Genomic DNA, 25,132 nt, shown 5'->3' with positions numbered 1-25,132 from the left:
GCCGACCAACGGTCGGCTCTACCCCTTGTTTGATTCAGCGCCCGGCAACCGCCGCCATGATCGCCTTCTGCACGTGCAGGCGGTTCTCGGCTTCGTTGATGGCGATGCACTGCGGCGAATCCATCACCGCATCGGTGGCCTTCACGTTGCGGCGCAGCGGCAGGCAGTGGCTGAACACACCGTTGTTGGTCAGCGCCATCTTCCGCTCGTCCACGATGAAGTGCTTGAACTGGTCGCGGATCGGCTTTTCCGGTTCCCAGTTGCCGAAGAACGGCAGCGCGCCCCAGCTCTTGGCGTAGACCACGTCGGCACCGGCGTAGGCGCTGTCGATGTCATGGCTGATCTTCAGCGAGCCGCCGCTCTCGGCCACGTTCTGCTCGGCCCAGCCCATGTAGCGGTCGTCGAGGATGTAGTCGGCGGTCGGGCACAGCAGGGTCACGTCCATGCCCATGCGGGTGGCGATGGTCAGCGCCGAATTGGCGACGGCGGTGTTCAGCGGCTTGGGGTGATAGGTCCAGGTCAGCACGTACTTCTTGCCGCGCAGGTCCTGGGTGCCGAAGTGCTCCTGCAGGGCCATGATGTGGGCCAGCTCCTGGCACGGGTGGGTGATGGTCTCCATGTTGATGACCGGCACCGGCGAGTACTTGGCGAAGCTGTTGAGGACGATGTCCTGGCGGTCGTAGGCCCAGTCGATGAACTTGGGGAACGCGCGCACGGCGATGATGTCGCAGTAACGGCCCAGCACCTTGGCCACTTCAGCGATGTGCTCTTCGGTATCGCCGTCCATCACCGTGCCGAGGTTGAACTCGATCGGCCACGCATCCTTGCCCGGCTGCAGCACCACCGCGTGGGCACCCAGCTGGAACGCACCCAGTTCGAAGCTGGTGCGGGTGCGCATGGACGGATTGAAGAACACCAGCGCGATCGACTTGCCCTTGAGCTGGTCGCCGAGCTTGTTGCGCTTGAACAGCGCGGCCTGGGTCAGCAGCGCGTCGAGCTCGCTGCGGCTCCAGTCCTGGGTGTTCAGGAAGTGCTTGGGGGACATCATCTTTCCTTGCGTGGCGGCGCCGGGTTCGACGCGGTGGAAGGGAAAACAGGAAGCAAAGGTGGAACGAAAAGGTTGCAGTTGCAGCTTTCATGACGCGGAAACGAAAAAACCCAGCCGGCGGGCTGGGTTTTTTCGGACGAACAGCAAAAAGCTCCGGTTACCCAGCGAGGATGTGGGGTTCCGGTCGACGCGCACGCGAGGTCATGCCCGACGCCTGTCGGGCTGCGCTGCTGTCGTGCTGGAAGTCGGTGAGCTTCATGGTCATCCATCTTTGCATGCGGCCGGGGCCGACGCAAGGGGCCGGGGTCGCAGAATCAGGGATTGCCGGCGGCGCCCTGCTCGGGGCCGACCCAGGGGGTGATCGACACCCGGATCTTGAGCCGGTTGCCGGGGTCTTCCGGCAGCCGCGAGCGGTACTTGGTGCCCTTGTAGACGTAGTCCACGTCGTAGGCGATGGGCCGGCGGAATTCACGTCCCACCGGCACGATGCGACAGTCGCGGGTCAGCATCGGACCATTGTTGGCCGGTGCCGGCGCCGGAGCCGGTGACTCGGCGGCGGTATCCTCGGAGACCTCTTCATCGCTGCGCTTGAACATCGAGCGTACCGAGTCCCAGAAGCGGCTGATCCGGCCCTTGTCCTCGACCGGCTCCTCACCAGTGACATTCACCGGCGCCAGGGTCCGGGTCGAGACCGGCTCGCAGTGTTCTTCGGTACGGGTCGCGCGCAGGGTCTGGAACACGGGTTCGACGTTCAGTACCTGCGCGTAGTCGAACTTCACGTTCTCCACGATCACCACCCGGTTGCGGGGCTCGGCCTCCTGCGCCTGGGCCACGGCGGCCAGCGCCGACAGGCAGGCCAGGGTCAGCAACGCGGTGGATTTCATTGGCGAAGGGAGCAAGGACACGGCAATAGTGTAGGCAGTGGCGAGCGCAAGGGGCTGAACATTACCCGTCCACGCTGCTCCTGCCCACCCCACCCGGGTTGGACCCGGCGTCCACCGGTGGCAGACGGTGCCCCCAAAGGGGGCCGACACGTTCTAAAATCACAGGCTTGTCCCCCAGCCACAGCCCCATGACCCTGCGCCTGCACAACAACCTGACTCGCCAGCTCGAACCGTTCACCCCGCTCGATCCGGCCTGTCCGACCCTGTATGTGTGCGGCCCGACGGTCTACAACTACGTGCACATCGGCAACGCCCGTGGCCCAGTGGTGTTCGGAGTGCTGGCCGATCTGCTGCGACGCCGTTTCGGTGGCCTGCGCTACGCGCGCAACATCACCGACGTGGACGACAAGATCAACAACGCCGCGCGTGAGCAGGGCGTGCCGATCAGCACCATCACCGACAGGTTCGCCGCCGCCTACCGTGAAGACATGGCCGCGCTGGGCGTGGTGCCGCCGGACATCGAGCCCGAAGTAACCGCGCACATCCCGCAGATCATCACCATGATCGAGCAGCTGATCGCCAATGGTCATGCCTACGCCGCCGAAGGCCACGTGCTGTTCGCGGTGGCCAGCTTCGAAGGCTATGGCAAGCTCTCGCGCCGCGATCCGGACGAAATGCTGGCCGGTGCCCGCGTCGACGTGGCCCCGTACAAGCGTGACCCGGGTGATTTCGTGCTGTGGAAGCCGTCCAGCGACGACCTCCCTGGCTGGGAGTCTCCCTGGGGCCGTGGCCGCCCGGGCTGGCATATCGAATGCTCGGCGATGGCCGCCGCCCACCTGGGCGAGACCATCGATATCCATGCCGGCGGCGTCGACCTGCAGTTCCCGCACCACGAGAACGAGCTTGCGCAGAGCGAATGCGCCCACGGCGGCAAGATCTTCGCCCGCTTCTGGCTGCACAACGGCATGCTCAACTTCGGCGGCGCCAAGATGAGCAAGTCGCTGGGCAACATCGAACGCGTGCACGACCTGGTCCGCCAGCACCCGCCGGAAGCGCTGCGCCTGGCCCTGCTGTCGGCCCACTACCGGCAGCCGCTGGACTGGTCCGATGGCCTCATCGAGCAGTCGGTGCGCACCCTGGACCGCCTGTACGGCACCCTGCGCGAGCTGGCGTCGGTCGAGGCGGTCGTGGCGATCCCGGCCACGGTCGAGGCGACTCTTGATGACGACCTGAACACCCCGCAGGCACTGGCCGAAGTGGCCCGCATCGCCGCCGATGCACGCCGGGCCACCGACCCGGCCGAACAGGCGCGCCTGAAGGGCGAACTGCTCGGTGCCGGCCTGGCCCTGGGCCTGCTGCAGGCCGATCCAGCGCAGTGGTTCGGCACCGCGGCCAGCGATGATGGCGAAGATGCCCGCATCCAGGGCCTGATCGACGAGCGTGCCGCCGCCAAGCAGGCACGCGACTTCGCCCGTTCCGATGCCATCCGCGACCAGCTGGCCGCCGAAGGCATCGTGCTGGAAGACACCCCGCAGGGCGTGCGCTGGTCGCGCAAGCGCGGCTGACCCACCCTGCCCCGTGGCCGGTCCGCCGGCCACGCTCCACTGTAGAGACTGTTGTGACTGACTCCCCGTTCCCGCTTGAACCCACCGCCGCCGAGGCCCAGACCGCCATCGCCGAGGAATTCGGCTTCTTCGGCGACTGGTCCGAGCGCTACCAGTACCTGATCGACCTCGGCCGCAAGCTGCCCGCCTTCCCGGACGAATGGAAGACCGAAGAGCACCGCCTGCTCGGCTGCCAGTCGATGGTCTGGATCGTGCCGGAAGGCAATGCGCAGTCGCTGCGCTTCCACGCCATCAGTGATTCGGCCATCGTTTCCGGCCTGATCTTCCTGGCCCTGCGCGTGTACTCCGGGCGCTCGGCGCAGGAGATCCTGGCCACCGAACCGAGCTACATCCAGGACATCGGCCTGGCCCGCCACCTCTCGCCCACCCGCAGCAACGGCGTGGCGGCGATGCTGGCCTTCATCCGCGAGACCGCGCAGGCCCAGCTGCAGCGCGACCCGTCGTGAGCGAACCCGCCACGGCCGAAGACACCGCGCTGGGGCTGCTGTCCCGGCCCGGTTTCGCCAAGCTGCTGGCCTACCGCATCTTCGCGATGCTGTCCTACCAGGTGGTCGCGGTCACCGTCGGCTGGCACATCTACGAAGTCACCCGCAATCCGTTCTCGCTGGGCCTGGTTGGCCTGGCCGAGGTGCTGCCGTTCTTCTGCGTCGCACCGTTCGCCGGTTATCTGGTCGACCACCTGCCGCGCCGCCGGCTCGGCATGGTCGCCTGCTCCGGGTTGATCGCCACCGCGCTGGTGTTGACCGGCGTGGCCAAGGGCTGGCTGCCGTTCGAAGGCGTGTGGCCGATCTATGCGGCCATTGCGCTGACCGGCATGGTCCGCGCCTTCCTGTCGCCGATCTACAACGCACTGTTCGCCCGCGTGCTGGCCCGTGACCAGTTCGCACGTGGCGCTGGCCTCGGCGCCGTGGTGTTCCAGGCCGGCATGGTGGCCGGTCCGGCATTGGGCGGCGTGCTGGTCGGCTTCGGCGGCAAGGGCCTGTCCTACGCGGTGGCCACGGGCTTCGCGCTGGTGGCGATGGCCTGCCTGGCCACGCTGAAGGTGGAAGAACCGGTGCATACCGGTCCGGCCGCCCCGATCTTCAAGAGCATCGCTGAAGGCGCGCGCTTCGTGGTCGGCAACCGGATCATGGTCGGGGCGATGGCGCTGGACATGTTCTCGGTGCTGCTGGGCGGCGTGGTGGCGATGCTGCCGGCGTTCCTGCACGAGATCCTGCACCACGGTCCGGAAGGCCTGGGCATCCTGCGCGCAATGCCGGCGCTGGGCTCGGTCTGCGTTGGCCTGTGGCTGGCGCGCCACCCGCTGCACCGCAATGCCGGCCGCGTGCTGCTGTTCGCGGTGGCCGGCTTCGGCCTGTGCGTGATCAGCTTCGGGCTGTCGCAACACTTCTGGCTGTCCGCGCTGATCCTGCTGTTCTATGGGGCCTTCGATGGCGTGTCGGTGGTGATCCGCTCGACCATCCTGCAGCTGGCCACACCGGAAGAAATGCGCGGCCGGGTGTCGTCGATCAACGGCATCTTCATCAGTTCGTCCAACGAACTGGGCGCGTTCTATGCCGGCACGATGGCAAAGCTGCTCGGCCTGGTGCCGGCAGTGGTGCTGGGTGGGTTCGCGGTGCTGAGCGTGGCCGGGATCACGGCGTGGAAGAACCCGACGTTGCGGAAACTGAATCTTCGCGACCTGCAATAGAGCGGATTTCCGCGCGCCCACGCGCCGGTAGCGCCGGGCCATGCCCGGCGGGCTCTTTCCGTGACCGCTGTGGGGTGTCACTTTTCTTTTCGCGCGAAAAGAAAAGTAACCAAAAGAAACGCGCCGCCATCCGCGAGCCGGCGCTGCGCGCCGGTGCCCTGTGCTCCTCGGTGAATCAGGGGACGGCGCCGAACTCGCTGCGCTCAAACAGCGGCGCCTCTTCGCCCCTGATTCCCCTGCGGTGCTCGGCTCGCTACAAGGCGGACCCAACAGCCGCGAGCGCACGCATGACTGCCCTTGGTAGAGCCAAGCCATGCTTGGCTGCTTTTGCTTTTGCTCTTCTTTGCCCGCGCCTTCGACCCGAGCCGGGCATGGGCTAGGCTTTACAGCAACCGCGCACACAGGCTCCCTCCTATACCCGGAAGGCGCCGTTCTACCCAGCCAACCACCTCCCAACAAAAAACCCGGCCGAGGCCGGGTTTTTCGCATGACCATACAACGATCAGGAATCAGTCGCCCTGCTGCTTCTGCAGGTGCTCCCAACGCTCCTGGGCGTCGATGGTGCGCTCGGCGGTCAGGCGCGCTTCGAGGCGCTCCAGGCCGATTTCTTCGCCGGTGTCGACGCAGTAACCGTAGTCGCCGGCTTCCAGGCGCTTCAGGGTGCTGTCGATCTTGCCGATCAGCTTGCGGTAGCGGTCGCGGGTACGCAGTTCCAGCGAGTTCTCGGTCTCGCGGGTCGCGCGCTCGGCTTCGTCGCCGATGTCACGCACTTCCTCGCGCAGGTTCTCGATGGTCTGCTTGGACTCTTCCACCAGGTCCGCGCGCCAGTTCTGCAGGCGCTGACGGAAATACTCCTGCTGCAGCGGGCTCATGTATTCCTCTTCCGAGGACGGCTTGTAGCCAGTCGGCAGGATCGGGCGGCCGGTGGCCTCGTCGGTCTTGTACTCGACCACCTTGTACTTGCTGCGCGGGGCCGGTGCCGCCGAGCGGGCGGCGACGGCCACGGCAACCTTGCCGACAGGGCGCGACACGGTCTTCGGGGCGGAATCGGATTTCACGGCGGTTTTGGCAGGCGATTTCGAAACGGGCACGGGATTCTTGGATTGCGGGGCCTTCGAAGCAGCAGGAGCGGCGGCCGGGGCCGGCTTGGGGGCCGGTTGGGCTGCTGCCACTGCCACGGTCTTGGCCGGGACAGGCTTGGCCGGAGCCGGCTTGGGGGCAGGCTTCGGTGCGGACTTCACTACGGGGGCCGGGGTCGGCTTTGCGGCCGGCGCGGCAACATTCTTGGTGACCTTCTTTACAGCGGCAGGCGTGGCCACCGGTTTAGCCGCAGCAACCTTCTTCGCTGCAGGTTTGGCGACCGGCTTGGCCGCAGCCTTCTTCACCACCGCCTTCGGCGCCGGCTTGGCTGCTGCCTTCTTCGCCACCGGCTTGGCGGCGGCCTTCTTCACCGGCGCGGCCTTGCTGGCGGCTTTCTTCACCACCGGCGCCTTCTTGCTGGCAGCAGCAGGCTTGGCCTTGGCGGGCGCAGCAGCCTTCTTCGCCACCGGCTTGGTTGCCTTGACCGGCGTTTTCTTTGCGGTGGCCTTCCTGGCCGCCGGTTGCGAGGACGCTGCCTTGGTCGCCGGCTTGCTGGCCGGTTTCCTGGCAACGGGCTTTGCCGCCAACTTCTTCACAACAGGCTTGGCGGTTTTCTTGGCGGCCGTTGCGGCCTTCTTTGCAGTTTTTTTAGCAGCCACGAAACGCTCTTCCTTGGATTCCCCGGGGCCCGGGAAAGCGGGCCTTTATAGCCTACCCGACCCGCAGCAGCAACCTCGACCCCCTGCTCCATTCAGTCCTGGAGTCAAGGCGCCCTTGGAGGCAGTCCGACGAACACGGACCGCCTTGCGCGGTACGGAACCTGGCCAGCACCCGAAGGTACTGGTACCGGTCGCAGGCCATCGGCGACATGCGACCAACGGCCCATCCTGCACAAATGCGGCCTTCATGCCAACTGGCATAAGATGACTGGGTGATCTCGCGCCTGCTCATTGCCCTGCTGCGCTTCTACAAGCGCTTCATCAGCCCCCTGCTGGGGCCTCGCTGCCGTTTCGTGCCGAGCTGTTCTGAATACGCGATGGACGCCATCTCGCGGCACGGCCCGCTGCGCGGAAGCTGGCTGGCTGCGCGCCGGCTGGGCCGCTGCCACCCGTTCCATCCCGGCGGCTTCGACCCCGTGCCCGAGTCCCCCAACGCCCCCTCTTGCCGTTGCACAGGAAAACACTGACATGTCCTCCACCCTCATCACCAACGCCCGCATGGTCAACGAAGGCCGCACCTTCGACGGCGACCTGCGCATCGAGAACGGCCGCATCGCGCAGATCGGCAACGGGCTGGCGCCGCGCGACGGCGAGCAGGTGGTGGACGCAGCCGGACGCTGGTTGCTGCCTGGCATGATCGACGACCAGGTGCACTTCCGCGAACCGGGCCTGACCCACAAGGGCGACATCGCCAGCGAATCGGCGGCTGCGGTGGCCGGTGGCCTGACCAGCTTCATGGACATGCCCAACACCAATCCGCCGACGCTGGATTCGACCATCCTGGAAGCCAAATACGAGCTCGCGCGCGGCCGCGCCTGGGCCAACTACGGCTTCTACCACGGCGCCAGCAATGACAACCTGGACGCCATCCGTGCCCTGGACCCGAAGAAGGCCCCGGGCGTGAAGGTGTTCATGGGTGCTTCGACCGGCAACATGCTGGTCGACAACCCGGAAACGCTGGACGCGATCTTCCGCGAATGCCCGACCCCGATCATCACGCACTGCGAAGACACGCCGATGATCGATGCCAACCTGAAGGCCTTCCAGGAGAAGTACGGCGATGCGCTGACCCCGGACATGCACCCGGACATCCGCTCGCGCGAGGCCTGCATCAAGTCGACCCGCCTGGCGATGTCGCTGGCGCGCAAGCACGGCACCCGCCTGCATGTGCTGCATATCTCCACCGCCGACGAGTTGGCGCTGTTCGAGAAGGGCCCGCTGATCCGCGCCGACGGCAGCCGCAAGCAGATCACCGCCGAAACCTGCGTGCACTTCCTGCACTTCGCGCGCCCGGACTATGCGACCAAGGGCAACCTGATCAAGTGCAACCCGGCGATCAAGGAAGTGTCCGACCGCGAGGCGATCACCGCCGCGCTGGCCGACGACGTGCTGGACGTGCTGGCCACCGACCACGCGCCGCACACCTGGGAAGAGAAGCAGAAGCCCTACGCACAGGCGCCGTCGGGCCTGCCGCTGGTGCAGTACGCGCTGGTGGCCGCGCTGGAACGGGTGCACGAAGGCAAGCTGACCCGCGAGCAGGTGGTGCAGAAGTTCGCGCATGCGCCGGCACAGCTGTTCGACGTGGAAGAACGTGGCTTCCTGCGCGAGGGTTACTTCGCCGACCTGGTGCTGGTCGAGGACGTGCCGTTCACGGTCAAGCGCGAGGACGTGCTGTCCAAGTGCGGCTGGTCGCCGTTTGAAGGCACGACCTTCCGTTCGCGCGTGGCCTCCACCTGGGTCAATGGCCAACTGGTGTGGGACGGCAGCAAACTGGTGGGCGAGCCGGCCGGCCAGCGCATGACCTACGACCGCTGATGCGCTCCGCACTTCTGATCGGGGCGCTGCTGCTGGCCGCACCCCTGTTCACCGCACCGTCGGCGCAGGCACAGGACGGCATCGGCAGCCTGATCGACAGCCGGGTGGTGTTCCCGGCCAGCGCATCGCAGGGCGCACTGGTGATCGGCAAGGTACCTGCCGGCAGCCGCGCGCAGTACGCCGGCCGCCAGCTGCGGGTGAGCGGCTATGGCAGCGTGGTGTTCGGCATCGGCCGCGACGAGAAGGGTCCGCTGCACGTGCAGGTGCAACGCCCTGATGGTGGCAGCGAGACCGCGACCATTGCGGTGACCCCGCGCGACTGGCCCACCGAGCGGGTCAACGGCGTGCCGCCGAAGACGGTCAACCCGCCGCCGGCGATTGCCGAGCGGATCAAGCGCGAACAAGCACAGGTGACCGCCGCGCGTGCCCGTGATGACGACCGTACCGACTTCACCCAGACCTTCATCTGGCCGGTGCAGGGCCGCATCAGCGGCCGCTTCGGCAACGCACGCGTGTACAACGGACAGCCCGGCGCAGGTCATTCCGGCATGGACATCGCGGTACCGACCGGCACGCCGGTGAAAGCGCCGGCGGCCGGCATCGTCACCTTCGCCGGCCCCGACCTGTACCTGACCGGCGGCACGCTGCTGCTCGACCACGGTTTCGGTGTCAGCTCCAACTTCCTGCACCTGTCGCGCATCGACGTAAAAGTTGGCGACCGTGTGGAACAGGGCCAGGTGATCGCTGCGGTCGGCGCCACCGGTCGTGCCACCGGCCCGCACCTGCACTGGGGCATGAACTGGTTCGATACCCGTATCGATCCGCGGCGGGGGCGGCCACGCACGTCCCGCGCGACGAACGGCCGCCGGGCATGGCCCGGCGCGCCCCGATTACCGCGCCCGGTAGCGCCGGGCCATGCCCGGCGAGCGCAGCGGCATCAGCCGCGAGCAGCCCACCACACACGCAGCAGGGTGCGTACCGGCGTGGCTTCGATCGGCTTGCCTGCCGCCTGCGCGGCAACGCGTGCACGCGCAAGGCTGGACCACACGCGGCGCGGGCGCGGGCCGGGCACGCGGCTGCCCCAGCCCTTCAACAGATGCTGCGCCCAGCGCTGTGCGGCCGTGCTGGCATCACCGTCCAGCAGGCTGCGCGGCACACCGGCTACGCCGGCATCCTGCAGGCGCTGGGCCAGGGTCTGCAGCTGCACCGCACGACCGGCGCCAGTTCGCGGCTTGTCCGCGAACAGGGCTGCCTCCACCGCAGCCACGGCTTCAGCGTAATGGGCCAGCGCACGCTCGGCACCGGCTGCATCCAGCGCGACGGTACGCGCTTCAACCAGATCGGGCAGCGCTTCGGCCAGTTGCGCCCACGGCGCACGCACCGGCTCCAGCAGGCGGCCCAGCGGGTGGCGCGAACGATGCGCGGCCCAGCTGCGCAGCTCCTCGCCCCACCACGCCAGCTTGGCGTCGGCCGGCAACGGGTCGCCGCTGGTGTTGAGCATGTCGTCGAATTCCTGCAGCAGCGCGAACCACGCCACCGCAAGCTCGCGTTGCGATTCGGCCACGAACGGGGCGGCCACCGACCATTCCGGCCAACGGCTGCGCCACTTGTCGAGGAAACTGTCCAGCGCGGTACTGCTCACTACGTGATTCCTTACGGCTGGGCCGGGGCTGCCGGCCGGGTCGGCCAGAGGCTGGCCAGTTGCAGAAGTTCGGCGTTCTCGACCAGCACGTCGGCCTGCCAGGCCAGCGGATCGTCGCTGTGCAGGCGATAGCCCCACAACGCCGCCACCGACGGCATGGCCGCGGCACGCGCGGCGATGATGTCGCGCTCGTCGTCACCCACGTACACGCAGTCTTCGGCGGCAATGCCGATGGCCTGCGCGGCGTGCAGCAACGGCAGCGGATGCGGCTTGCGTTCGGCCAGGCTGTCACCACCCACCAGTACCGCACAGCGCTGCTGCCAGCCGTGCTGCGGCAGGATCAAGCGCGCCAGGTATTCAGGCTTGTTGGTGACAATGCCCCACACCGTACCGGCATCGTCCAACGCGGCGAGCATGCCGGCCACGCCATCAAACAGCACTGCGTGCTGGCCGATCAATGCTTCGTAGCGCTGCAGGAATTCCGGGATCAGCGCGTCACGTGCGGCAACGTCCAGTTCCGGGAACGCAGCCGAGACCATCGCCCGCGAGCCCTTCGACACCACCGGGCGCAGCGCGGCCGGATCGATGGGTGCGCGTCCACGCTCGGCCAGCATCGCGTCGCAGGTGGCGACGAAGTCCGGCGCGCTGTCCAGCAGGGTGCCGTCCAGATCGAACAACACCGCGCGCGGGAAGCGGGCCGCGGTCATGCCGGCTTGACCGCGTAGGCCAGGTAGTTGATGTCGGTACGGCTGCTCAGGCGGGCCTGGTTGCGCCACGGCTCGTAGGCCATGCCGCTGACATCCACCAGCTGCATGTCGGCCTCGCGCAGCCAGCGCGCCAGCTCGGCCGGCTTGATGAATTCCTGGTAGTGGTGCGTGCCCTTGGGCAGCAGCCGCGCCACGTACTCGGCGCCGACGATCGCCACCGCGAAGGCGGCGGCGGTGCGGTTGATGGTCGACAGGAACAGGTGGCCGCCCGGCTTCAGCAGGCGCTTGCAGGCCTCGATGATCGCGCCCGGGTCGGGCACGTGTTCGAGCATTTCCATGCAGGTGACCACATCGAAGCTGCCCGGCTGCTCGGCGGCCAGATCTTCGGCAGCCTGCACCCGGTAATCGACCTTGGCGCCGCTTTCCAGCGCATGCAGGCGCGCGACCTTGACCAGCTCCGGGGCCAGGTCGATGGCGGTGACGTCAGCACCGGCCTGGGCCAGCGCTTCACTCAACAGGCCGCCACCACAACCGATGTCGAGCACGCGCGCACCGCGCAGCGGCACGCGATCGGCCACGTACTGCAGGCGCACCGGGTTCAGCGCATGCAGCGGCTTCTGCGGGCCGTCAGCGTCCCACCAGCGGTTGGCCAGCGCGGCGAACTTGTCCAGCTCGGCCTGATCGAAATTGGAGGAAGCGTGGGGGGCAGTCATGAGGGGTCCTTGCGGCGCCGGGGTTCAGGCGCGGATATGACGGATGCGCTCGCGCCACTGGCGCGCGTTGGCGATGATGCCCGGCAGGTCCATGCCGACCAGCTCGCGCTGCACCAGCTTCGGCTTGCCGGCAATCCAGACGTCGCTGACCTGCTGGCGGCCGGTGGCGTACACCAGTTGCGACAGGACGTTGTGCAGCGGCTGGGTTTCCAGCGCGGACAGGTCGACGCAGACCAGATCGGCCTGCTTGCCGACTTCGATGGAACCGATGCGGTCGCCGAAGCCCAGTGCGCGGGCGCCACCCAGGGTGGAGGCGCGCAGCGTGGTCGCTGCATCGAGCGCGGTCGCATCGTCGGCCACGGCCTTGGCCAGGATCGCCGCGGTGCGGTTCTCGCTGAACATGTCCAGGTCGTTGTTGCTGGCGCAGCCATCGGTGCCGATCGCCAGGTTCACGCCGGCGCGCTGCAGGGCGCAGGCCGGGCAGAAACCGGAGGCCAGCTTCAGGTTCGATTCCGGGCAGTGCACCACGCTGACGCCACGTTCGGCGCACAGGTGGATTTCCGCATCGGTCAGCTGGGTCATGTGCACCGCGATCAGGCGGTCGTTGACCAGGCCGAGCCGATCCAGCCGCGCCAGCGGGCGCTGGCCGTGCAGCTTGATCGAATCGTTGATCTCCTGCGCGGTCTCGTGGGTGTGCAGGTGCACCTGCATGTCGAGCTGGTCGGACAGCATCCGCACCCGCTCGAAGTTGGCATCGTTGACCGTGTAGGGCGCATGCGGCGCGAACGCGGTGCCGATCAGCGGATCGGTGCGCCACTGGTCGTGCAGTTCACCGGCCTTGGCGAAGTATTCGTCATCGGTCTTGGCCCAGGCGGTGGGGAAATCGATGATGACCGCGCCCACCAGCGCGCGGAAACCGTGCTTCTTGTAGACCGCGGCCTGCACGTCGCCGAAGAAGTAGTTCTCGTTGGCACAGGTGGTACCGCCGCGCAGCATCTCGGCGATGGCCAGGGTGGTGCCGTCTGCAACGAATTCGGGGCCGATCACCGCCGCTTCCACCGGCCAGATGTGCTGCTGCAGCCAGGTCATCAGCGGCAGGTCGTCGGCGACGCCGCGCAGCAGCGTCATCGGGTTGTGCGTGTGCGCATTGACCAGGCCCGGCATCAGGGCAGCCTCGGGGCGGCTCACCACCTGGGTGGCGCGGAACCGCGCGCGCGCCTCGGCACGCGGCAGGATGGCCACGATTTCACTGCCACGCACGGCAACGGCATGGTCTTCCAGCACCACCGCGTGCGGCTCGATCGGAACGACGTAACCGGCTTCGATGAGCAGGTCGCAGGCTTCGGGGAGGTGCGGGCTATCGCTCATGCGGGCTCACTGGCTGTGGGGCGAGATACTTCTGGGGGACACGCCCCTGAGTCAGGGGCTGCCGCGAAGCGGCGGGGTCTGGAGACTCGTGAAGCGGGGCCCATGATCTGCCGAAGCAGATCATGGGAGCGCCAGCGCGAATGCGATGGCGCGTACCCGGCCAGCGGCCGGCACTACCGTAATCCGGCTGCGCCGGATTACTTGACGCGTGCGGAGTATTCGCCCGAACGGGTGTCGACGCGGATCACTTCTTCCTGGTTCACGAACAGCGGCACGCGGACCACGGCGCCGGTTTCCAGGGTGGCCGGCTTGCCGCCGCCGCCCGAGGTGTCGCCACGGACGCCCGGATCGGTTTCGGTGATCTTCAGTTCAACGAAGTTCGGCGGCTGCACGAAGATCGGCTCACCGTTCCACAGGGTGACCACGCAGGACTCTTCGCCCTTCAGCCACTTCTCGGCGCCGCCCATGCCGGCCTTGGTGGCCTGGACCTGCTCGAAGGATTCCGGGTCCATGAAGTGCCAGTACTCGCCGTCGCTGTACATGAAGTTCATGTCGGTATCGACGACGTCGGCTGCATCCAGCGAGTCGGTCGACTTCATGGTGACTTCCTGGGTACGGCCGTCCTTGATCAGGCGGTACTTCACGCGGGTGAAGGCCTGGCCCTTGCCCGGCTTGACGTATTCGGTGTCGATGATGACGGCCGGTTGGTTGTTGACCAGGATCTTCATCCCGTTCTTGACGTCGTTCATGCCGTAGCTGGCCATGCGTAAACTCCTGAGTGGCAAAAACGCCGCGGGTGCGGCGAGCCGTTAGAATGGAAAGCCCACCGGATGCCGGTGGGCGACTGTTTTTCTGCCCCCATGATAACCGCAGGCCCCCTCTCCATGCAGCTTTCCGCCTTCCCACGGCCCCAGTCGCCAGGTGCGCCCGCGCGCTGGCAGCAGCTCTGGCGCCAGGCGCTGCGCGACCCGCACGCCCTGCTGGCCCGGCTGCAGCTGGACCCGGCCGCGCTGGGTGTCTCGGAGGCGGCCATGGCCCAGTTCGCGCTGCGCGTGCCGGAGGGCTTCGTGGCCCGCATGCGCCCCGGCGATGCGGCCGACCCGCTGCTGCGCCAGGTGCTGCCGATCGACGAGGAAATGCACCCGGCGCCCGGGTTCAGCTTCGATGCGGTGGGCGATGGCGCCGCCAAGAAGGCCACCGGCGTCATCCAGAAGTACCGTGGCCGCGCCCTGCTGGTCGCCACCGGCAGCTGCGCGATCAACTGCCGCTACTGCTTCCGCCGCCACTTCGACTATGGCGCGGAGAACGCCGCCAAGGGCGGCTGGCAGGAGGCCGTAGCCGCCATCGCGGCCGATCCGGACATCGACGAGGTGATCCTGTCCGGCGGTGACCCGCTGTCGCTGGCCACGCACAAGCTGGTGGAACTGACCGACGCCCTGCGCCAGATACCGCACATCCGCCGCCTGCGCATCCATACCCGGCTGCCGATCGTGCTGCCGGAACGCGTGGACGATGAACTGGTCTCCTGGCTGGGCAGCCTGCCCTGGCCACTGGCAATCGTGGTCCACGCCAACCATGCCAATGAATTCGACGCCAGCGTGGACGCGGCCATGGCGCGCCTGCGTGGCACCGGTGCGCAACTGCTGAACCAGGCGGTGTTGCTGCGCGGGGTCAACGACAGCGTGCAGGCCCTGCAGGACCTGAGCGAGCGCAGCTTTGCTGCTGGCGTGCTGCCCTATTACCTGCACCAGCTGGACCGGGTCGAGGGCGTGGCCCACTTCGAAGTGGACGACACCCAGGCCAAGGCGCTGATTGCCGGCCTGACCGCACGCCTGTCCGGCTACCTGATCCCCAAGCTGGTGCGCGAACTGCCCGGCGACCCAAGCAAGCGCCCGCTGTAACAAAAAAGGGGACGGAGGGAATTAAGTCGCTTATGCATTTGCGACTTAATTCCCTCCGTCCCCTTTTTTGGGGTCAGACGCCCGATTCGATCATCCGCACCACTTCGGTGGCGGTCACCGGGTGGCTCAGCCAGTAGCCCTGGCCAAGGTCGCAGCCGCGCTGCGCCAGCAGCTCGAACTGTGCCTGCTGCTCGATGCCCTCGGCCACCACGGTGATGCCCAGCGCGTGGGCCATGGCGATGATCGCCGTGGTCAGCGCAAGGTCGTCGGGATCGCGCTGCATGTCGGCAACGAAGCTTTTGTCGATCTTCACGCCGTCCACGGGCACCTGGCGCAGATGACTGAGCCCGGAGAAGCCCGTACCGAAATCGTCCAGCCACACCTTCACGCCAGTGCGGTGCAGCTTGTCCAGCAGCTGCGCGGCAACCATCTCGTCGCCGATCACGGCGGTTTCGGTCAGCTCCAGGTGCAGGCGCGACGCCGGCAGCCCGGACTCATGCAGGCACTGCGCGACCAGTGCCGGCAGTTCGCCGCCACGCAGCTGCCGCGGTGACACGTTGACCGACACGAACAGATCATCGCCCGCTGCCCCGCGCGGCCACTGCGAGGCCTCCATGCAGGCCGCACGCAGCACCTTCGGGCCGATGATCTCGATCAGGCCACTCTGCTCGGCCACCTCGATGAACACCGAGGGCGGGATCGTGCCCAGGGTCGGATGCTGCCAGCGCAGCAGTACTTCAACACCGACCATGCGGCGGTCGCGCATGCGGAAGATCGGCTGGTAGGCCAGGCGCAGCTCACCGCGCTCCCAGGCGCCGCGCAGCTCCTGTTCCATATGCACGCGACGCTCGACCGCATGGTCCATCGCCCGGCTGTAATAGCGATAGCAGTTCTTGCCGGCCATCTTCGCCTGGTACATGGCGATGTCGCCGTTCTTCAGCAGCGTGGTCGCATCGGCAGCATCGTCGGGGAACAGGGTCACGCCGATCGAGGTGCCCAGGAACAGTTCCCTGCCCTGCACCACCAGCGGCTTGCCCAGCTCGCGCACCAGCACTTCGGCCAGCAGCCGCGCATTGGCCGCCACGTCGCCATCTCCGACCAGGATCACGAACTCGTCGCCGCCGAAGCGGGCCAGCAGGGCTTCATCGCCCCCGGCCTCGGTGACCGCGCGGCCGATACGCTGGGCGAACTGCAGCAATGCCTCATCGCCGGCCTCGTGGCCAAGGGTGTCATTGACCCGCTTGAAATCGTCGATATCGGCGAACAGCAGGCCCAGCCGGTGATTGGCGGCACGGGCCGCCATCAACCGATGATCAAGCGCCTCGCGGAATGCCAGCCGGTTGGTCAGCCCGGTCAGCGCGTCGGTATAGGCCATGCGCCGCACTTCGCGGTCATGGCGTGCGATCGCATCGCGCATCCGGGCGAAACCGCGGACCAGTTCGCCGACCTCGTCGTCGCGGGTGTTCTCGGCCAGGGGTGTCTGGTAGTCACCGGCCTCGATGCGGCGGGCGGCGACGGCAAGATCACGGATCGGCGCGACCAGGGTGCGCTGCACGTACAGGATCACCACCACGCCGATCACCACCAGCAGGCCCAGCATCAGCAGCAACCAGCCCAGGTGACGGCTGCCGACCTGCTGCAGGCGCTCGCCCAGGGTGGCGTTGGCCGCCTGCTCGCGCTGCTGCACCTCATCCAGCGCCATGCCGACCCGGACGCCGCCAATGCGCTGGTTGCCGATCATGATCGGCATGGTGTTGTCGAGCACCTTCGGCGATTCCTGCACGACCAGCATCTGCGCGGCCGCGGCCTTGGGTGCCAGTGGATCGGCCATCGGCTGACCGAATCCAGACACCTCGACCGAGCCATCGTGTACCAGCCGGCCGCGTTCATCGAACACCAGTACATAGCGCACCACGGGCTGGCGCGCGGTACTGCGCACCAGTACGCCCACCTGGTCCAGGTCACGGTAGTACAACGGGTTGGCCAGCGCGTCGGACAGCTCACGCGCCATCGCCTCGCCGCGACTGCGCACGCTGCGGTCGAACAATTCATGGATGACGCCGCCGCTGAGGTTGCGCACCTCGCCCTGCATCGCGGCCTGCCGCCCCAACAACACCGCAAGGATCGCGATCACCACGACCATCGCCCCGCCCATCGCGAGCAGGAACCGGGCCTGCATCCCCGAGCCAAGCCACTTCATTCCACTTCCATCCGCACGCGCGTCAATCCTTGTTTCAATTCATCCAACCGCTGCTGCGCATGCGCATCGACGCGGTGGAACCCGGAAGTGCCAAAAAACCGATGCAGCGCCCCCTGTGCCTGCGGGTCGCTGGCTGCCTGCAGCAGCACTTCCTGCAGGCGATCGCGCACGCGTGGATCAAGGTCGGCGCGGACCATCTCCACCGCACGCGGGTAGGGCTCGGTGCGCAGCAGCTCGCGGAAGTCGCGCCGGAACGCTGCCGGCATCCGCCGCTCGTCGTTCCAGTCCACGCTGCTCACCGCCCCCACGTCAACCACCCCCTTGTGCACGAACGTCGCGATGTTCAGCTCGCTGCGTGCAAATACGTAACCCACACTGTCCCGGCCCGGCATGTCCCATGCACCGGCCAGGATCTGGGGCGACAGGCCCTCCTGCAGCAACGTCATCACCGGCACCAGATAGGCACTGGTGGACGCCGTGTTCTGCAGGGCCAGGCGATGGCCCCGCAGATCCTGCACGCGCTGGATCGGGCTGTCGCGGCGCACGAAGAACACCGTCTGGTAATCACGCACGCCGTTGCGCTCGGTCAGCAGCAGTGGACGGGCGCCACTGCGCTGGCCCAGCGCCACCGCCGTACCGGAGGTTTCCGTGACCCAGTCGACCCTGCCCCGCCGCAGATAGCTGGCCATCTGCTGCGGGTCGCGTGCCATCAGGATCCTCCCCTCCTTGATGCCAACGTCGTGCATGCGCGCCACCACGTAGTCCAGCAATGGTTGCAGCTGCTCGTAATGGGCCTTGGGATCATCGCTGATCCGGCCCAGCACCAGCACCGGGTCCGGTGCTGCACGCACCGTCCCGGCCAGCAGGACCATGGCCAGGCTCAGCAGTCCCCCCTGCATTGCCTTTCGCAGACCCGACACAGGCTTCATCCCCCCTGGGTATCCGGACAGACTACCCGAAAAAATGAGAACGTCGTCAGCTGTCCTTGCCGCCTGCCTGGGCCAGTCGCGCCATGCGCTGGGTGTCGGCGAGGATGCCGCGCAGCAGGCGCACTTCCTGCTCGCTCGGCTCACTGCGCAGGAACAGGCGGCGCAGCTTGCGCATCGCCGATTCCGGGGCGCGGCCCTTGTGGAAATCGATCTCGTCCAGCGTGTCGCCAAGCTGGGCGAAGAAGCTCTCCATCTGCTCGTGGCTGGCCGCCTGTTCGCGGAAGCCAGGCTCGGCATCGGTGGCCGGCTGCGCGCCCAGCAGCTGCATGCGCGTTTCATAGGCCAGCACCTGCACGGCGGCAGCCAGGTTGAGCGAGCTGAACTCCGGGTCGGACGGGATGTGCACCGCTGCATGGCAGAGCTGCAGTTCCTCGTTGGTCAGGCCGGTGCGCTCACGGCCGAACACCAGCGCCACCTCGGCGCCCTCGCCGGCCTTGGCCACCGCGCGGGCAGCGGCATCGGCCGGCAGGTACTCCTCCAGCTGGACGCGGCGTGCGCGGGCGGTGCAGCCCAGCACCAGGCGGCAATCGGCCACCGCCTCGGCCAGGGTGGCCACCACCGGGGCATCCCCCAGCACGTCTTCGGCACCGGCCGAGCGACGGAAGGCCTCCTCGTCCAGTGGCTTTTCGGGGGCAACCAGCACCAGGCGGGCCAGGCCCATGGTCTTCAGGGCGCGGGCGGCGGCGCCCATGTTGCCGGGGTGCTGGGTACCGACCAGGACGAATCGGAGGCGGGTGGCGGCAGGAAACTGGGACATGAACAGGGAAAAGGTCGAGCTGGACGATGACCAATGGTAAACTGTGCGGCCGGCCACTGCGCCGGACCCGCTCTTTTCCCCCGCCAGTCCATCTCTTCTGCCTTTCCGGGAGCCCACGCCATGCAGAAACCCGCCGTAACCGTCATGGTCAAGGCCGCCCGCCTCGCCGGCAACGTCCTGTTGCGCAACATCAACAAGCTCGAGGCACTGAACGTGGTGCAGAAGGGCCGGATGGACTACGCCAGCGAAGTGGATGCGGACGCGGAAAAGGTCATCGTCAAGGAACTCAAGCGCGCCTACCCCGAATACGGTGTATTCGGCGAGGAAGGCGGCGTGCAGGGCGAGCGTCGCCACATGTGGGTCATCGACCCGCTGGACGGCACCAGCAACTACCTGCGCGGCGTGCCGCACTACTGCGTGTCGATCGCCCTGGTCGAGAATGGCGAGCCGACCGATGCGGTCATCTTCGACCCGCTGCGCAATGAACTGTTCACCGCCAGCCGTGGCGCCGGCGCCGTGCTGAACGACCGCCGCATCCGCGTGGCCGAACGCAAGGATCTGGAAGGCACCATGATCCACACCGGCTTCGCGCCGCGTGAGCGCAACCGCGCCAGCGCCCAGCTGAAGGCGGTCGACGCCCTGCTGGTACACGGCGAAGACATCCGCCGCACCGGCTCGGCGGCACTGGACCTGGCCTACGTGGCCTGCGGCCGCGCCGACGCCTACTTCGAAGCCGGCGTGAAGGCATGGGACATCGCTGCCGGCCTGCTGCTGGTCCGCGAAGCGGGCGGCAAGGTCTGCGACTTCAAGGGCGCGACCCTGGGCCGCATGGACAACCGCGGTCCGGAGACCCACCAGATCGTGGCCGGCAACCTGAAGGTGGCCGAGTCGCTGCAGAAGGTACTGGTCAACACCGGTTACGCGGCGGAGTTCGACGCGAAGTTCTGATCTGCGCGTAGACGCGGTTCATGGAGACGGCACCTGCGAAGGTGCCGTTTTCGTTTGTGCGCACGGAGATTCGTTTCCGCGACCGCGGAGGGGTGTCACTTTCTTTGCGCGCAAAGAAAGTAACCAAAGAAACGCTCCGCCAGCCGCGAGCCGTCGCTACGCGCCGGTACCCTGCGCTTCTCGGCGAATCAGGGGACGGCGCCGAACTCGCTGCGCTCAAACACCGGCGCCTCTTCGCCCCTGATTCCCCTGCGATGCTCGGCTCGCTCAAGGCGGACTGGAAGGTCAAGATCAACGGCAACAGCATCCACGCGTGGCGTGGGTCAACCGGGTGCGGCTGTGGCATTTGACCTTGGGTCCGCCTTGAGCGAGCCGAGCACCGCAGGTCCGGCGAGGGCGAAGAGATGCGGGTGTCTGAGCGCAGCGAGTTCCCGCACCGTCCCTCGACGGACCGAGGAGCGCAGGGTACCGATGCGCAGCATCGGCTCGCGCCCCGGCGGCGTGTTTCTTTGGTTACTTTCTTTGCACGAGCAAAGAAAGTGACACCCCTCCGCGGTCGCGGAAATGATCCCGGCACCACCCATGCGTGCGCGCGCAAACAAAAACGCCCGGCGCGAGGCCAGGCGTTCCTGCGCTACCGCGGAAGTACGGAGGCTTACGCCACCGTCGACGCCCGCAGCGCGGCGATGCGCTCTTCCAGCGGCGGGTGGCTCATGAACAGCTTCTTCGCGGTCGAACCGGCAATACCGAACGCCGCGATCTGGGTCGGCAACGTGCTCTGGCCGTGGTTGAGCTGCAGGCGCTCCAGCGCCGAGATCATCTTCTGGCGGCCGGCCAGCGAGGCACCACCGGCATCGGCGCGGAATTCGCGATGGCGCGAGAACCACATCGCGATCATGGTGGCGAACAGGCCGAACACCATCTCCAGCACGAACACGATGATGTAGTACGCAAAGCCGCGGCCGCCGCCTTCGCGGTTGCCCGACAGCGCGCTGTCGATGATGCCGCCGACCACGCGGGCCAGTACGATGACGAACGTGTTCAACACGCCCTGCAGCAGGGCCATGGTGATCATGTCACCGTTGGCGACGTGGGCGATCTCGTGGCCCAGCACCGCTTCGGCCTCGTCTTCGCTCATGTTGTGCAGCAGGCCGGTGGACACCGCGACCAGCGCATTGTTGCGGTTGGCACCGGTGGCGAAGGCATTGATCTCCGGACCTTCATACACGGCCACTTCGGGCATGCCGATGCCGGCCGCCTTGGCCTGGCGCTCGACGGTGGCCAGCAGCCAGCGCTCGGTCTGGTTGCGCGGCTCGGTGATCACCACCGCGCCGGTGGAGCGCTTGGCCATCCACTTGGACAGCAGCAGCGAGATGAAGGAGCCACCGAAACCGAAGATGCCGGCCATGATCAGCAGGCCGCTCATCTTGCTGGGGTCGGTTCCCAACAGCGACATCACGATGCTGGCCAGGATCAGCACGGCAAAGTTCGTGGCCAGGAAGAGGGCAATACGGGTGAACATGGGAAATTCCGGCTCGGAAGGGGTCGATATCGATCAATTTGCGGTGCGGTCAGCTTGAATTCAAGCGCCAACCTGACCGACGATTCAGCCAGCATGACCTCCCCCATTCCCTGCGGCCGCTTCGCCCCTTCGCCGACCGGCCTGCTCCACCCCGGATCCCTGCTCGCCGCCTTCGGCAGCTGGCTGCTCGCCCGCCATCACGGCGGCCTGTGGCGGCTGCGCGTCGAAGACGTCGACCCGCCGCGCACCGTGCCCGGTGCGGCGGAATCACAGCTGCAGGCGCTGGCCGCGTTCGGCCTGGTCCACGATGGCCCGGTACTCTGGCAGAGCACGCGCGGCGAGGCCTACCAGGCCGCGCTGGATGAACTGCTCGCCAGCGACCAGGCCTTTGTCTGCCACTGCAGCCGCAGCGACCTTGCCGCCGGCGGCGGCATCCATCATCGCTGCGTCGCCCGGCAACCACGACCGGACCCGGCCGTCCGCTTCCGCGTGCCGCCCGGCAGCCTTGTGCACTTCGACGATGGCCTGCGCGGCCCGCAGCAGCAGGACGTGCATGCCGAGGTCGGCGACTTCGTGCTGCGCCGCGCCGATGGCTGTTGGGCCTACCAGCTGGCGGTGGTGGTCGATGACGCCGCGCAGGGGGTGACCGAAGTGGTGCGCGGTGCCGACCTGCTCGACTCCACCGCACGGCAGATCCTGCTGCAGCAGGCGTTGGGCCTGGCGGTGCCGCGCTACTGGCACTTGCCGCTGCTGCTGGATACACCGGGCCACAAGCTGTCCAAGTCACTGGCGGCGCTGCCGGTGGATAGCGAACGCCCGCTGCCGGTGCTGCGCCAGCTCTGGCAGCTGCTCGGCCAAGCCCCTGAGGCGCTGGCGCAGGCACACGATCTGGACGCGCTGCTGGCCGCCGCTCGGCGGGCCTTCGACCCGGCGCGGTTGTCGCGTAGCGACATCCTGTTGCCGGCCGGCGCACTTTCCGCGCCGATGTTGCAGAATCACCCTTCCCCCACCTGATACCCGGACAGCACTCCATGACATCTCGCGTCGCACTGGTCACCGGCGGAACCGGCGGCATCGGTACCGCCATCTGCCAACGCCTGGCCGACCAGGGCCACCGGGTCGCCACCAACTACCGCGACGAGGCCAAGGCCCGCGCCTGGCAGCAGGCGATGACCGAACGCGGCTACAGCGTGTCGATCTTCCCGGGCGATGTCTCCGATCCGGACAGCGCCGAAGCGCTGGTGCGCGCGGTCGAGGCCGAACTGGGTCCGGTCGAGATCCTGATCAACAACGCCGGCATCACCCGCGATACCACCTTCCACCGCATGCGCGCAGACCAGTGGCACGATGTGATCAACACCAATCTCAATTCGGTGTTCAACGTCACCCGTCCGGTCATCGAGGGCATGCGCCGCCGCGGCTGGGGCCGGGTCATCCAGATCAGCTCGATCAACGGCCTGAAGGGCCAGTACGGTCAGGCCAACTACGCGGCGGCCAAGGCCGGCATGCACGGCTTCACCATCTCGCTGGCCCGCGAGAACGCCGGCTTCGGCATCACCGTCAACACCATTTCGCCCGGCTACGTCGCTACCGACATGGTGATGGCGGTGCCGGAGGAGGTGCGTGCCAAGATCATCGCCGACATCCCCACCGGACGCCTGGGCAAGCCGGAGGAAATCGCCTACGGCGTCTCGTTCCTGGTCGCCGATGAAGCCTCGTGGATCACCGGTAGCAACCTGGACATCAACGGCGGCCACCATATGGGTTGGTAAGCCGCGCAGCGGGCCCTCGCTGCGAACGCCGCCGGCCCCTGCCGATGGTCATGCTGCGCAGCACGCAAACCCTTGTTGCGCAACATGATCGCCGCCGAAAGCCAAGCCTGGCGGGGGCTGAGGCGGTTGCAACGGCTGCTGCACTGCGCCATGCTGCGCGTCTACTGTGACGAGTACCGCTTCATGGCTGCGACCCGCATCATCAAGAAGTATCCGAACCGCCGTCTCTACGACACCGAGATCTCCAGCTACATCACCATCGAGGACGTGCGCCAGCTGATCCTGGACGGTGAAGACTTCGAAGTCCGCGACGCCAAGAGCGGCGACGACCTCACGCGATCGGTCCTGCTGCAGATCATCGCCGACCAGGAACAGGACGGCGAACCGATGCTGTCCACCCAGCTGCTGAGCCAGCTGATCCGCTTCTACGGCGATTCCCTGCAGGGCTTCATGGGCAACTACCTGGAGCGCAGCATGCAGGTCTTCCTCGACCAGCAGCAGCAGTTCCGCCAGCAGATGGGCAACCTGCTGGGGCAGACCCCGTGGGCGATGATGAACCAGCTGACCGAGCGCAACCTGGAGCTGTGGCAGGAATTCCAGCGCAACATGGGCACGGGCTTCGGTGGCCCGCGTCCGGGCGGCACCGGAACGGGAACCGGCGCAGGTACCGGCAACAAGCCGAACGAACCGGGCACCGGCACCGGCGGCAAGACCCGCCGCTGAGCTGCAGCATCGGCTGATACGAAAACGGCGCGCCCCTGGCGCGCCGTTTTGTTTGGCATCGCGCCAACGATACGTCAGCGTTTCGCCTTGCACCCCGTGCATACGCGCTCGACCTTGTAACCCTTCGCCTTCAGCTTCTCGACCACGCCGTCGTTGCCCAGCAGGTGCAGCGTGCCCACCACCACCAGCGTACCGCCCTGCCCTGCCTGCAGGTACGGCAGCAGCTTCGGCACCCAGGCGTCATTGCGGCCGGTATTGATGCGCTGATACAGCTGCGGATACTGCTGGCGCATTTCCGCCGCCATCCGGGTCCACAGCACGCGCTCGTCACCGCGGCGCCAGGCGTCGTGCAGCTGGCGTGCCTGCTCGTCGGCCTTGCCGGCCTGGTCCAGCGCTTCGGCCAGCATCTGTCGCTGTTCCTGCAGCGTCATTCCGTCGAGCATGCCGATCTGGGTGTCGATGTCTTCCAGTCCCGCGGTCTTGCGCCCGGTCTTCTGCGCACGCTCCATGAAGTGACGGTCCAGGCCCAGTGCCGGGTCCAGGCCCAGCTTCTGCATCTGCCCGACCGAAATGCTCAGGCCGACAAACCACGGCTTCATCCCCTGCATCTGCGCCAGCGGCAGCTTGTTTTCGGTGGCGAACACCTGCAGCTTCTGCCAGGTCGCGGCATCGAGATCGCGCTTGAGCTCGCTGCCATCGGTGCGCACCGCAGCCTGCACCATGCGGCTGGCCAACTGTGGCGACTGCATGTCTTCCGGCGACAGTTCGAACACGACCCGCTGCGAAGCCTCGAACGCCTGTTCGACATCGGGCGACAACGGGTAGTCCTGCGGCTTCAGCAGGTGGAAGGAACCGAGCAGGTAGAGGCGCGAATCGCCCGGACCGGTCACTTTCCACAGCAACGGCACCGGCGGCTTGGCCGCCGCTGCGCCAGTGGTATCGGCTTGCACGGTACGCGCTGCAACCAGCGGTGCCAGCGCACAGGCCGCCAACAGAACGGAGGCACGCAACAGGGATCTGATCGGCATA

23 protein-coding genes and 1 pseudogene are annotated in these 25,132 nt (G+C 67.2%); 11 read left to right on the top strand and 13 right to left on the bottom strand.

Annotation, left to right across the window (positions count from 1 at the left end; all coding sequences use genetic code 11):
* Positions 1-34: 34 nt before the first annotated feature.
* Positions 35-1,045 carry an N-acetylornithine carbamoyltransferase gene (locus tag V3B48_RS13520; protein WP_032129398.1) on the bottom strand — a complete coding sequence of 337 codons (1,011 nt, stop codon included), beginning with the start codon at positions 1,043-1,045 and terminating at the stop codon, positions 35-37.
* A gap of 317 nt (positions 1,046-1,362) precedes the next feature.
* Positions 1,363-1,932, bottom strand: a complete 570-nt coding sequence (locus tag V3B48_RS13515; protein WP_032129397.1) for a hypothetical protein — start codon at positions 1,930-1,932, stop codon at positions 1,363-1,365.
* Positions 1,933-2,120: 188 nt separating this feature from the next.
* Here V3B48_RS13515 and cysS point away from each other — a divergent pair, with 188 nt between their 5' ends.
* From cysS to V3B48_RS13500, 3 genes are read left to right on the top strand one after another with little or no spacing between them, the layout of a single operon-like run.
* Complete coding sequence (gene cysS / locus V3B48_RS13510) at positions 2,121-3,497, top strand: cysteine--tRNA ligase (protein ID WP_329893880.1); 1,377 nt, start codon at positions 2,121-2,123, stop codon at positions 3,495-3,497.
* Positions 3,498-3,550: 53 nt separating this feature from the next.
* A complete protein-coding gene (locus V3B48_RS13505; RefSeq protein WP_049423936.1) occupies positions 3,551-4,003 on the top strand; it encodes a SufE family protein in 453 nt (150 codons plus the stop codon).
* On the top strand, positions 4,000-5,247 hold the full coding sequence (locus tag V3B48_RS13500; RefSeq protein WP_032129395.1) for an MFS transporter: 1,248 nt from the start codon (positions 4,000-4,002) through the stop codon (positions 5,245-5,247). The genes V3B48_RS13505 and V3B48_RS13500 overlap by 4 nt, the downstream gene beginning before the upstream one ends.
* A 509-nt stretch (positions 5,248-5,756) precedes the next feature.
* Here V3B48_RS13500 and dksA read toward each other — a convergent pair.
* The gene (dksA, locus tag V3B48_RS13495; protein ID WP_329893879.1) at positions 5,757-6,986 is read right to left on the bottom strand and encodes an RNA polymerase-binding protein DksA; all 1,230 of its coding nucleotides are present in this window, start codon (positions 6,984-6,986) and stop codon (positions 5,757-5,759) included.
* 272 nt (positions 6,987-7,258) lie between these two features.
* Here dksA and yidD point away from each other — a divergent pair, with 272 nt between their 5' ends.
* The 3 genes and pseudogenes from yidD to V3B48_RS13480 all read left to right on the top strand — a co-directional run.
* Positions 7,259-7,513 (top strand): membrane protein insertion efficiency factor YidD, encoded by a 255-nt coding sequence (gene yidD / locus V3B48_RS13490; protein ID WP_014037867.1) that lies wholly within the window; start codon positions 7,259-7,261, stop codon positions 7,511-7,513.
* A gap of 1 nt (position 7,514) precedes the next feature.
* The gene (locus V3B48_RS13485) at positions 7,515-8,861 is read left to right on the top strand and encodes a dihydroorotase (RefSeq protein WP_010486624.1); all 1,347 of its coding nucleotides are present in this window, start codon (positions 7,515-7,517) and stop codon (positions 8,859-8,861) included.
* Positions 8,861-9,685 (top strand): annotated as a pseudogene (locus tag V3B48_RS13480) (M23 family metallopeptidase); the annotation flags it as partial. The gene V3B48_RS13485 and the pseudogene V3B48_RS13480, both read left to right, overlap by 1 nt.
* A gap of 113 nt (positions 9,686-9,798) precedes the next feature.
* On the opposite strand, the gene V3B48_RS13475 reads toward V3B48_RS13480, so the two are convergent.
* The 5 genes from V3B48_RS13475 to efp all read right to left on the bottom strand — a co-directional run bounded on the left by V3B48_RS13475 (position 9,799) and on the right by efp (position 14,055).
* Positions 9,799-10,503, bottom strand: a complete 705-nt coding sequence (locus tag V3B48_RS13475; RefSeq protein WP_071229708.1) for a squalene/phytoene synthase family protein — start codon at positions 10,501-10,503, stop codon at positions 9,799-9,801.
* An 11-nt stretch (positions 10,504-10,514) separates the two neighbouring features.
* The gene (locus tag V3B48_RS13470; protein WP_110712927.1) at positions 10,515-11,210 is read right to left on the bottom strand and encodes a phosphoglycolate phosphatase; all 696 of its coding nucleotides are present in this window, start codon (positions 11,208-11,210) and stop codon (positions 10,515-10,517) included.
* Complete coding sequence (ubiG, locus tag V3B48_RS13465; protein WP_049401248.1) at positions 11,207-11,923, bottom strand: bifunctional 2-polyprenyl-6-hydroxyphenol methylase/3-demethylubiquinol 3-O-methyltransferase UbiG; 717 nt, start codon at positions 11,921-11,923, stop codon at positions 11,207-11,209. The genes V3B48_RS13470 and ubiG overlap by 4 nt, the downstream gene beginning before the upstream one ends.
* A 24-nt stretch (positions 11,924-11,947) precedes the next feature.
* The gene (locus tag V3B48_RS13460; protein WP_014037873.1) at positions 11,948-13,291 is read right to left on the bottom strand and encodes a TRZ/ATZ family hydrolase; all 1,344 of its coding nucleotides are present in this window, start codon (positions 13,289-13,291) and stop codon (positions 11,948-11,950) included.
* Between the two features lie 197 nt (positions 13,292-13,488).
* A complete protein-coding gene (gene efp / locus V3B48_RS13455) occupies positions 13,489-14,055 on the bottom strand; it encodes an elongation factor P (RefSeq protein ID WP_014037874.1) in 567 nt (188 codons plus the stop codon).
* A 120-nt stretch (positions 14,056-14,175) separates the two neighbouring features.
* Here efp and epmB point away from each other — a divergent pair, with 120 nt between their 5' ends.
* A complete protein-coding gene (epmB, locus tag V3B48_RS13450) occupies positions 14,176-15,192 on the top strand; it encodes an EF-P beta-lysylation protein EpmB (RefSeq protein ID WP_049401246.1) in 1,017 nt (338 codons plus the stop codon).
* Between the two features lie 73 nt (positions 15,193-15,265).
* Here epmB and V3B48_RS13445 read toward each other — a convergent pair whose 3' ends face one another.
* The 3 genes from V3B48_RS13445 to V3B48_RS13435 all read right to left on the bottom strand — a co-directional run bounded on the left by V3B48_RS13445 (position 15,266) and on the right by V3B48_RS13435 (position 19,138).
* Entirely contained in the window at positions 15,266-17,392 is a 2,127-nt protein-coding gene (locus tag V3B48_RS13445; RefSeq protein WP_032130248.1) for an EAL domain-containing protein, read from the bottom strand.
* A complete protein-coding gene (locus V3B48_RS13440) occupies positions 17,389-18,291 on the bottom strand; it encodes a phosphate/phosphite/phosphonate ABC transporter substrate-binding protein (RefSeq protein ID WP_032952775.1) in 903 nt (300 codons plus the stop codon). The genes V3B48_RS13445 and V3B48_RS13440 overlap by 4 nt, the downstream gene beginning before the upstream one ends.
* Positions 18,292-18,367: 76 nt before the next feature.
* Positions 18,368-19,138: an RNA methyltransferase gene (locus V3B48_RS13435; protein WP_049423915.1), complete on the bottom strand. Its 771-nt coding sequence runs from the start codon at positions 19,136-19,138 to the stop codon at positions 18,368-18,370.
* 120 nt (positions 19,139-19,258) lie between these two features.
* Between V3B48_RS13435 and V3B48_RS13430 the strand changes: the two genes are divergently transcribed.
* A complete protein-coding gene (locus V3B48_RS13430) occupies positions 19,259-20,086 on the top strand; it encodes an inositol monophosphatase family protein (protein ID WP_049401244.1) in 828 nt (275 codons plus the stop codon).
* 655 nt (positions 20,087-20,741) lie between these two features.
* Here the strand turns inward: V3B48_RS13430 and htpX are convergent.
* Positions 20,742-21,608 (bottom strand): protease HtpX, encoded by an 867-nt coding sequence (gene htpX / locus V3B48_RS13425; RefSeq protein WP_032130252.1) that lies wholly within the window; start codon positions 21,606-21,608, stop codon positions 20,742-20,744.
* 93 nt (positions 21,609-21,701) lie between these two features.
* Here htpX and gluQRS point away from each other — a divergent pair, with 93 nt between their 5' ends.
* From gluQRS to phaR, 3 genes are all read left to right on the top strand, one after another.
* Entirely contained in the window at positions 21,702-22,622 is a 921-nt protein-coding gene (gluQRS, locus tag V3B48_RS13420; RefSeq protein ID WP_277779460.1) for a tRNA glutamyl-Q(34) synthetase GluQRS, read from the top strand.
* A 17-nt stretch (positions 22,623-22,639) separates the two neighbouring features.
* Complete coding sequence (gene phbB, locus V3B48_RS13415; RefSeq protein ID WP_049401241.1) at positions 22,640-23,380, top strand: acetoacetyl-CoA reductase; 741 nt, start codon at positions 22,640-22,642, stop codon at positions 23,378-23,380.
* Between the two features lie 183 nt (positions 23,381-23,563).
* A complete protein-coding gene (phaR, locus tag V3B48_RS13410; protein ID WP_032130258.1) occupies positions 23,564-24,103 on the top strand; it encodes a polyhydroxyalkanoate synthesis repressor PhaR in 540 nt (179 codons plus the stop codon).
* A 74-nt stretch (positions 24,104-24,177) separates the two neighbouring features.
* On the opposite strand, the gene V3B48_RS13405 is transcribed toward phaR, so the two are convergent.
* A complete protein-coding gene (locus tag V3B48_RS13405; protein WP_285301632.1) occupies positions 24,178-25,131 on the bottom strand; it encodes a TraB/GumN family protein in 954 nt (317 codons plus the stop codon).
* Between the last annotated feature and the right edge of the window lies 1 nt (position 25,132).

The sequence above is a fragment of the Stenotrophomonas sp. SMYL20 genome (assembly GCF_036320045.1).
In the GTDB taxonomy this organism is placed as follows: domain Bacteria; phylum Pseudomonadota; class Gammaproteobacteria; order Xanthomonadales; family Xanthomonadaceae; genus Stenotrophomonas; species Stenotrophomonas maltophilia_A.
Note: the sequence above shows the minus strand (reverse complement) of the source record. Positions and strands in the feature narration are given on the sequence as shown.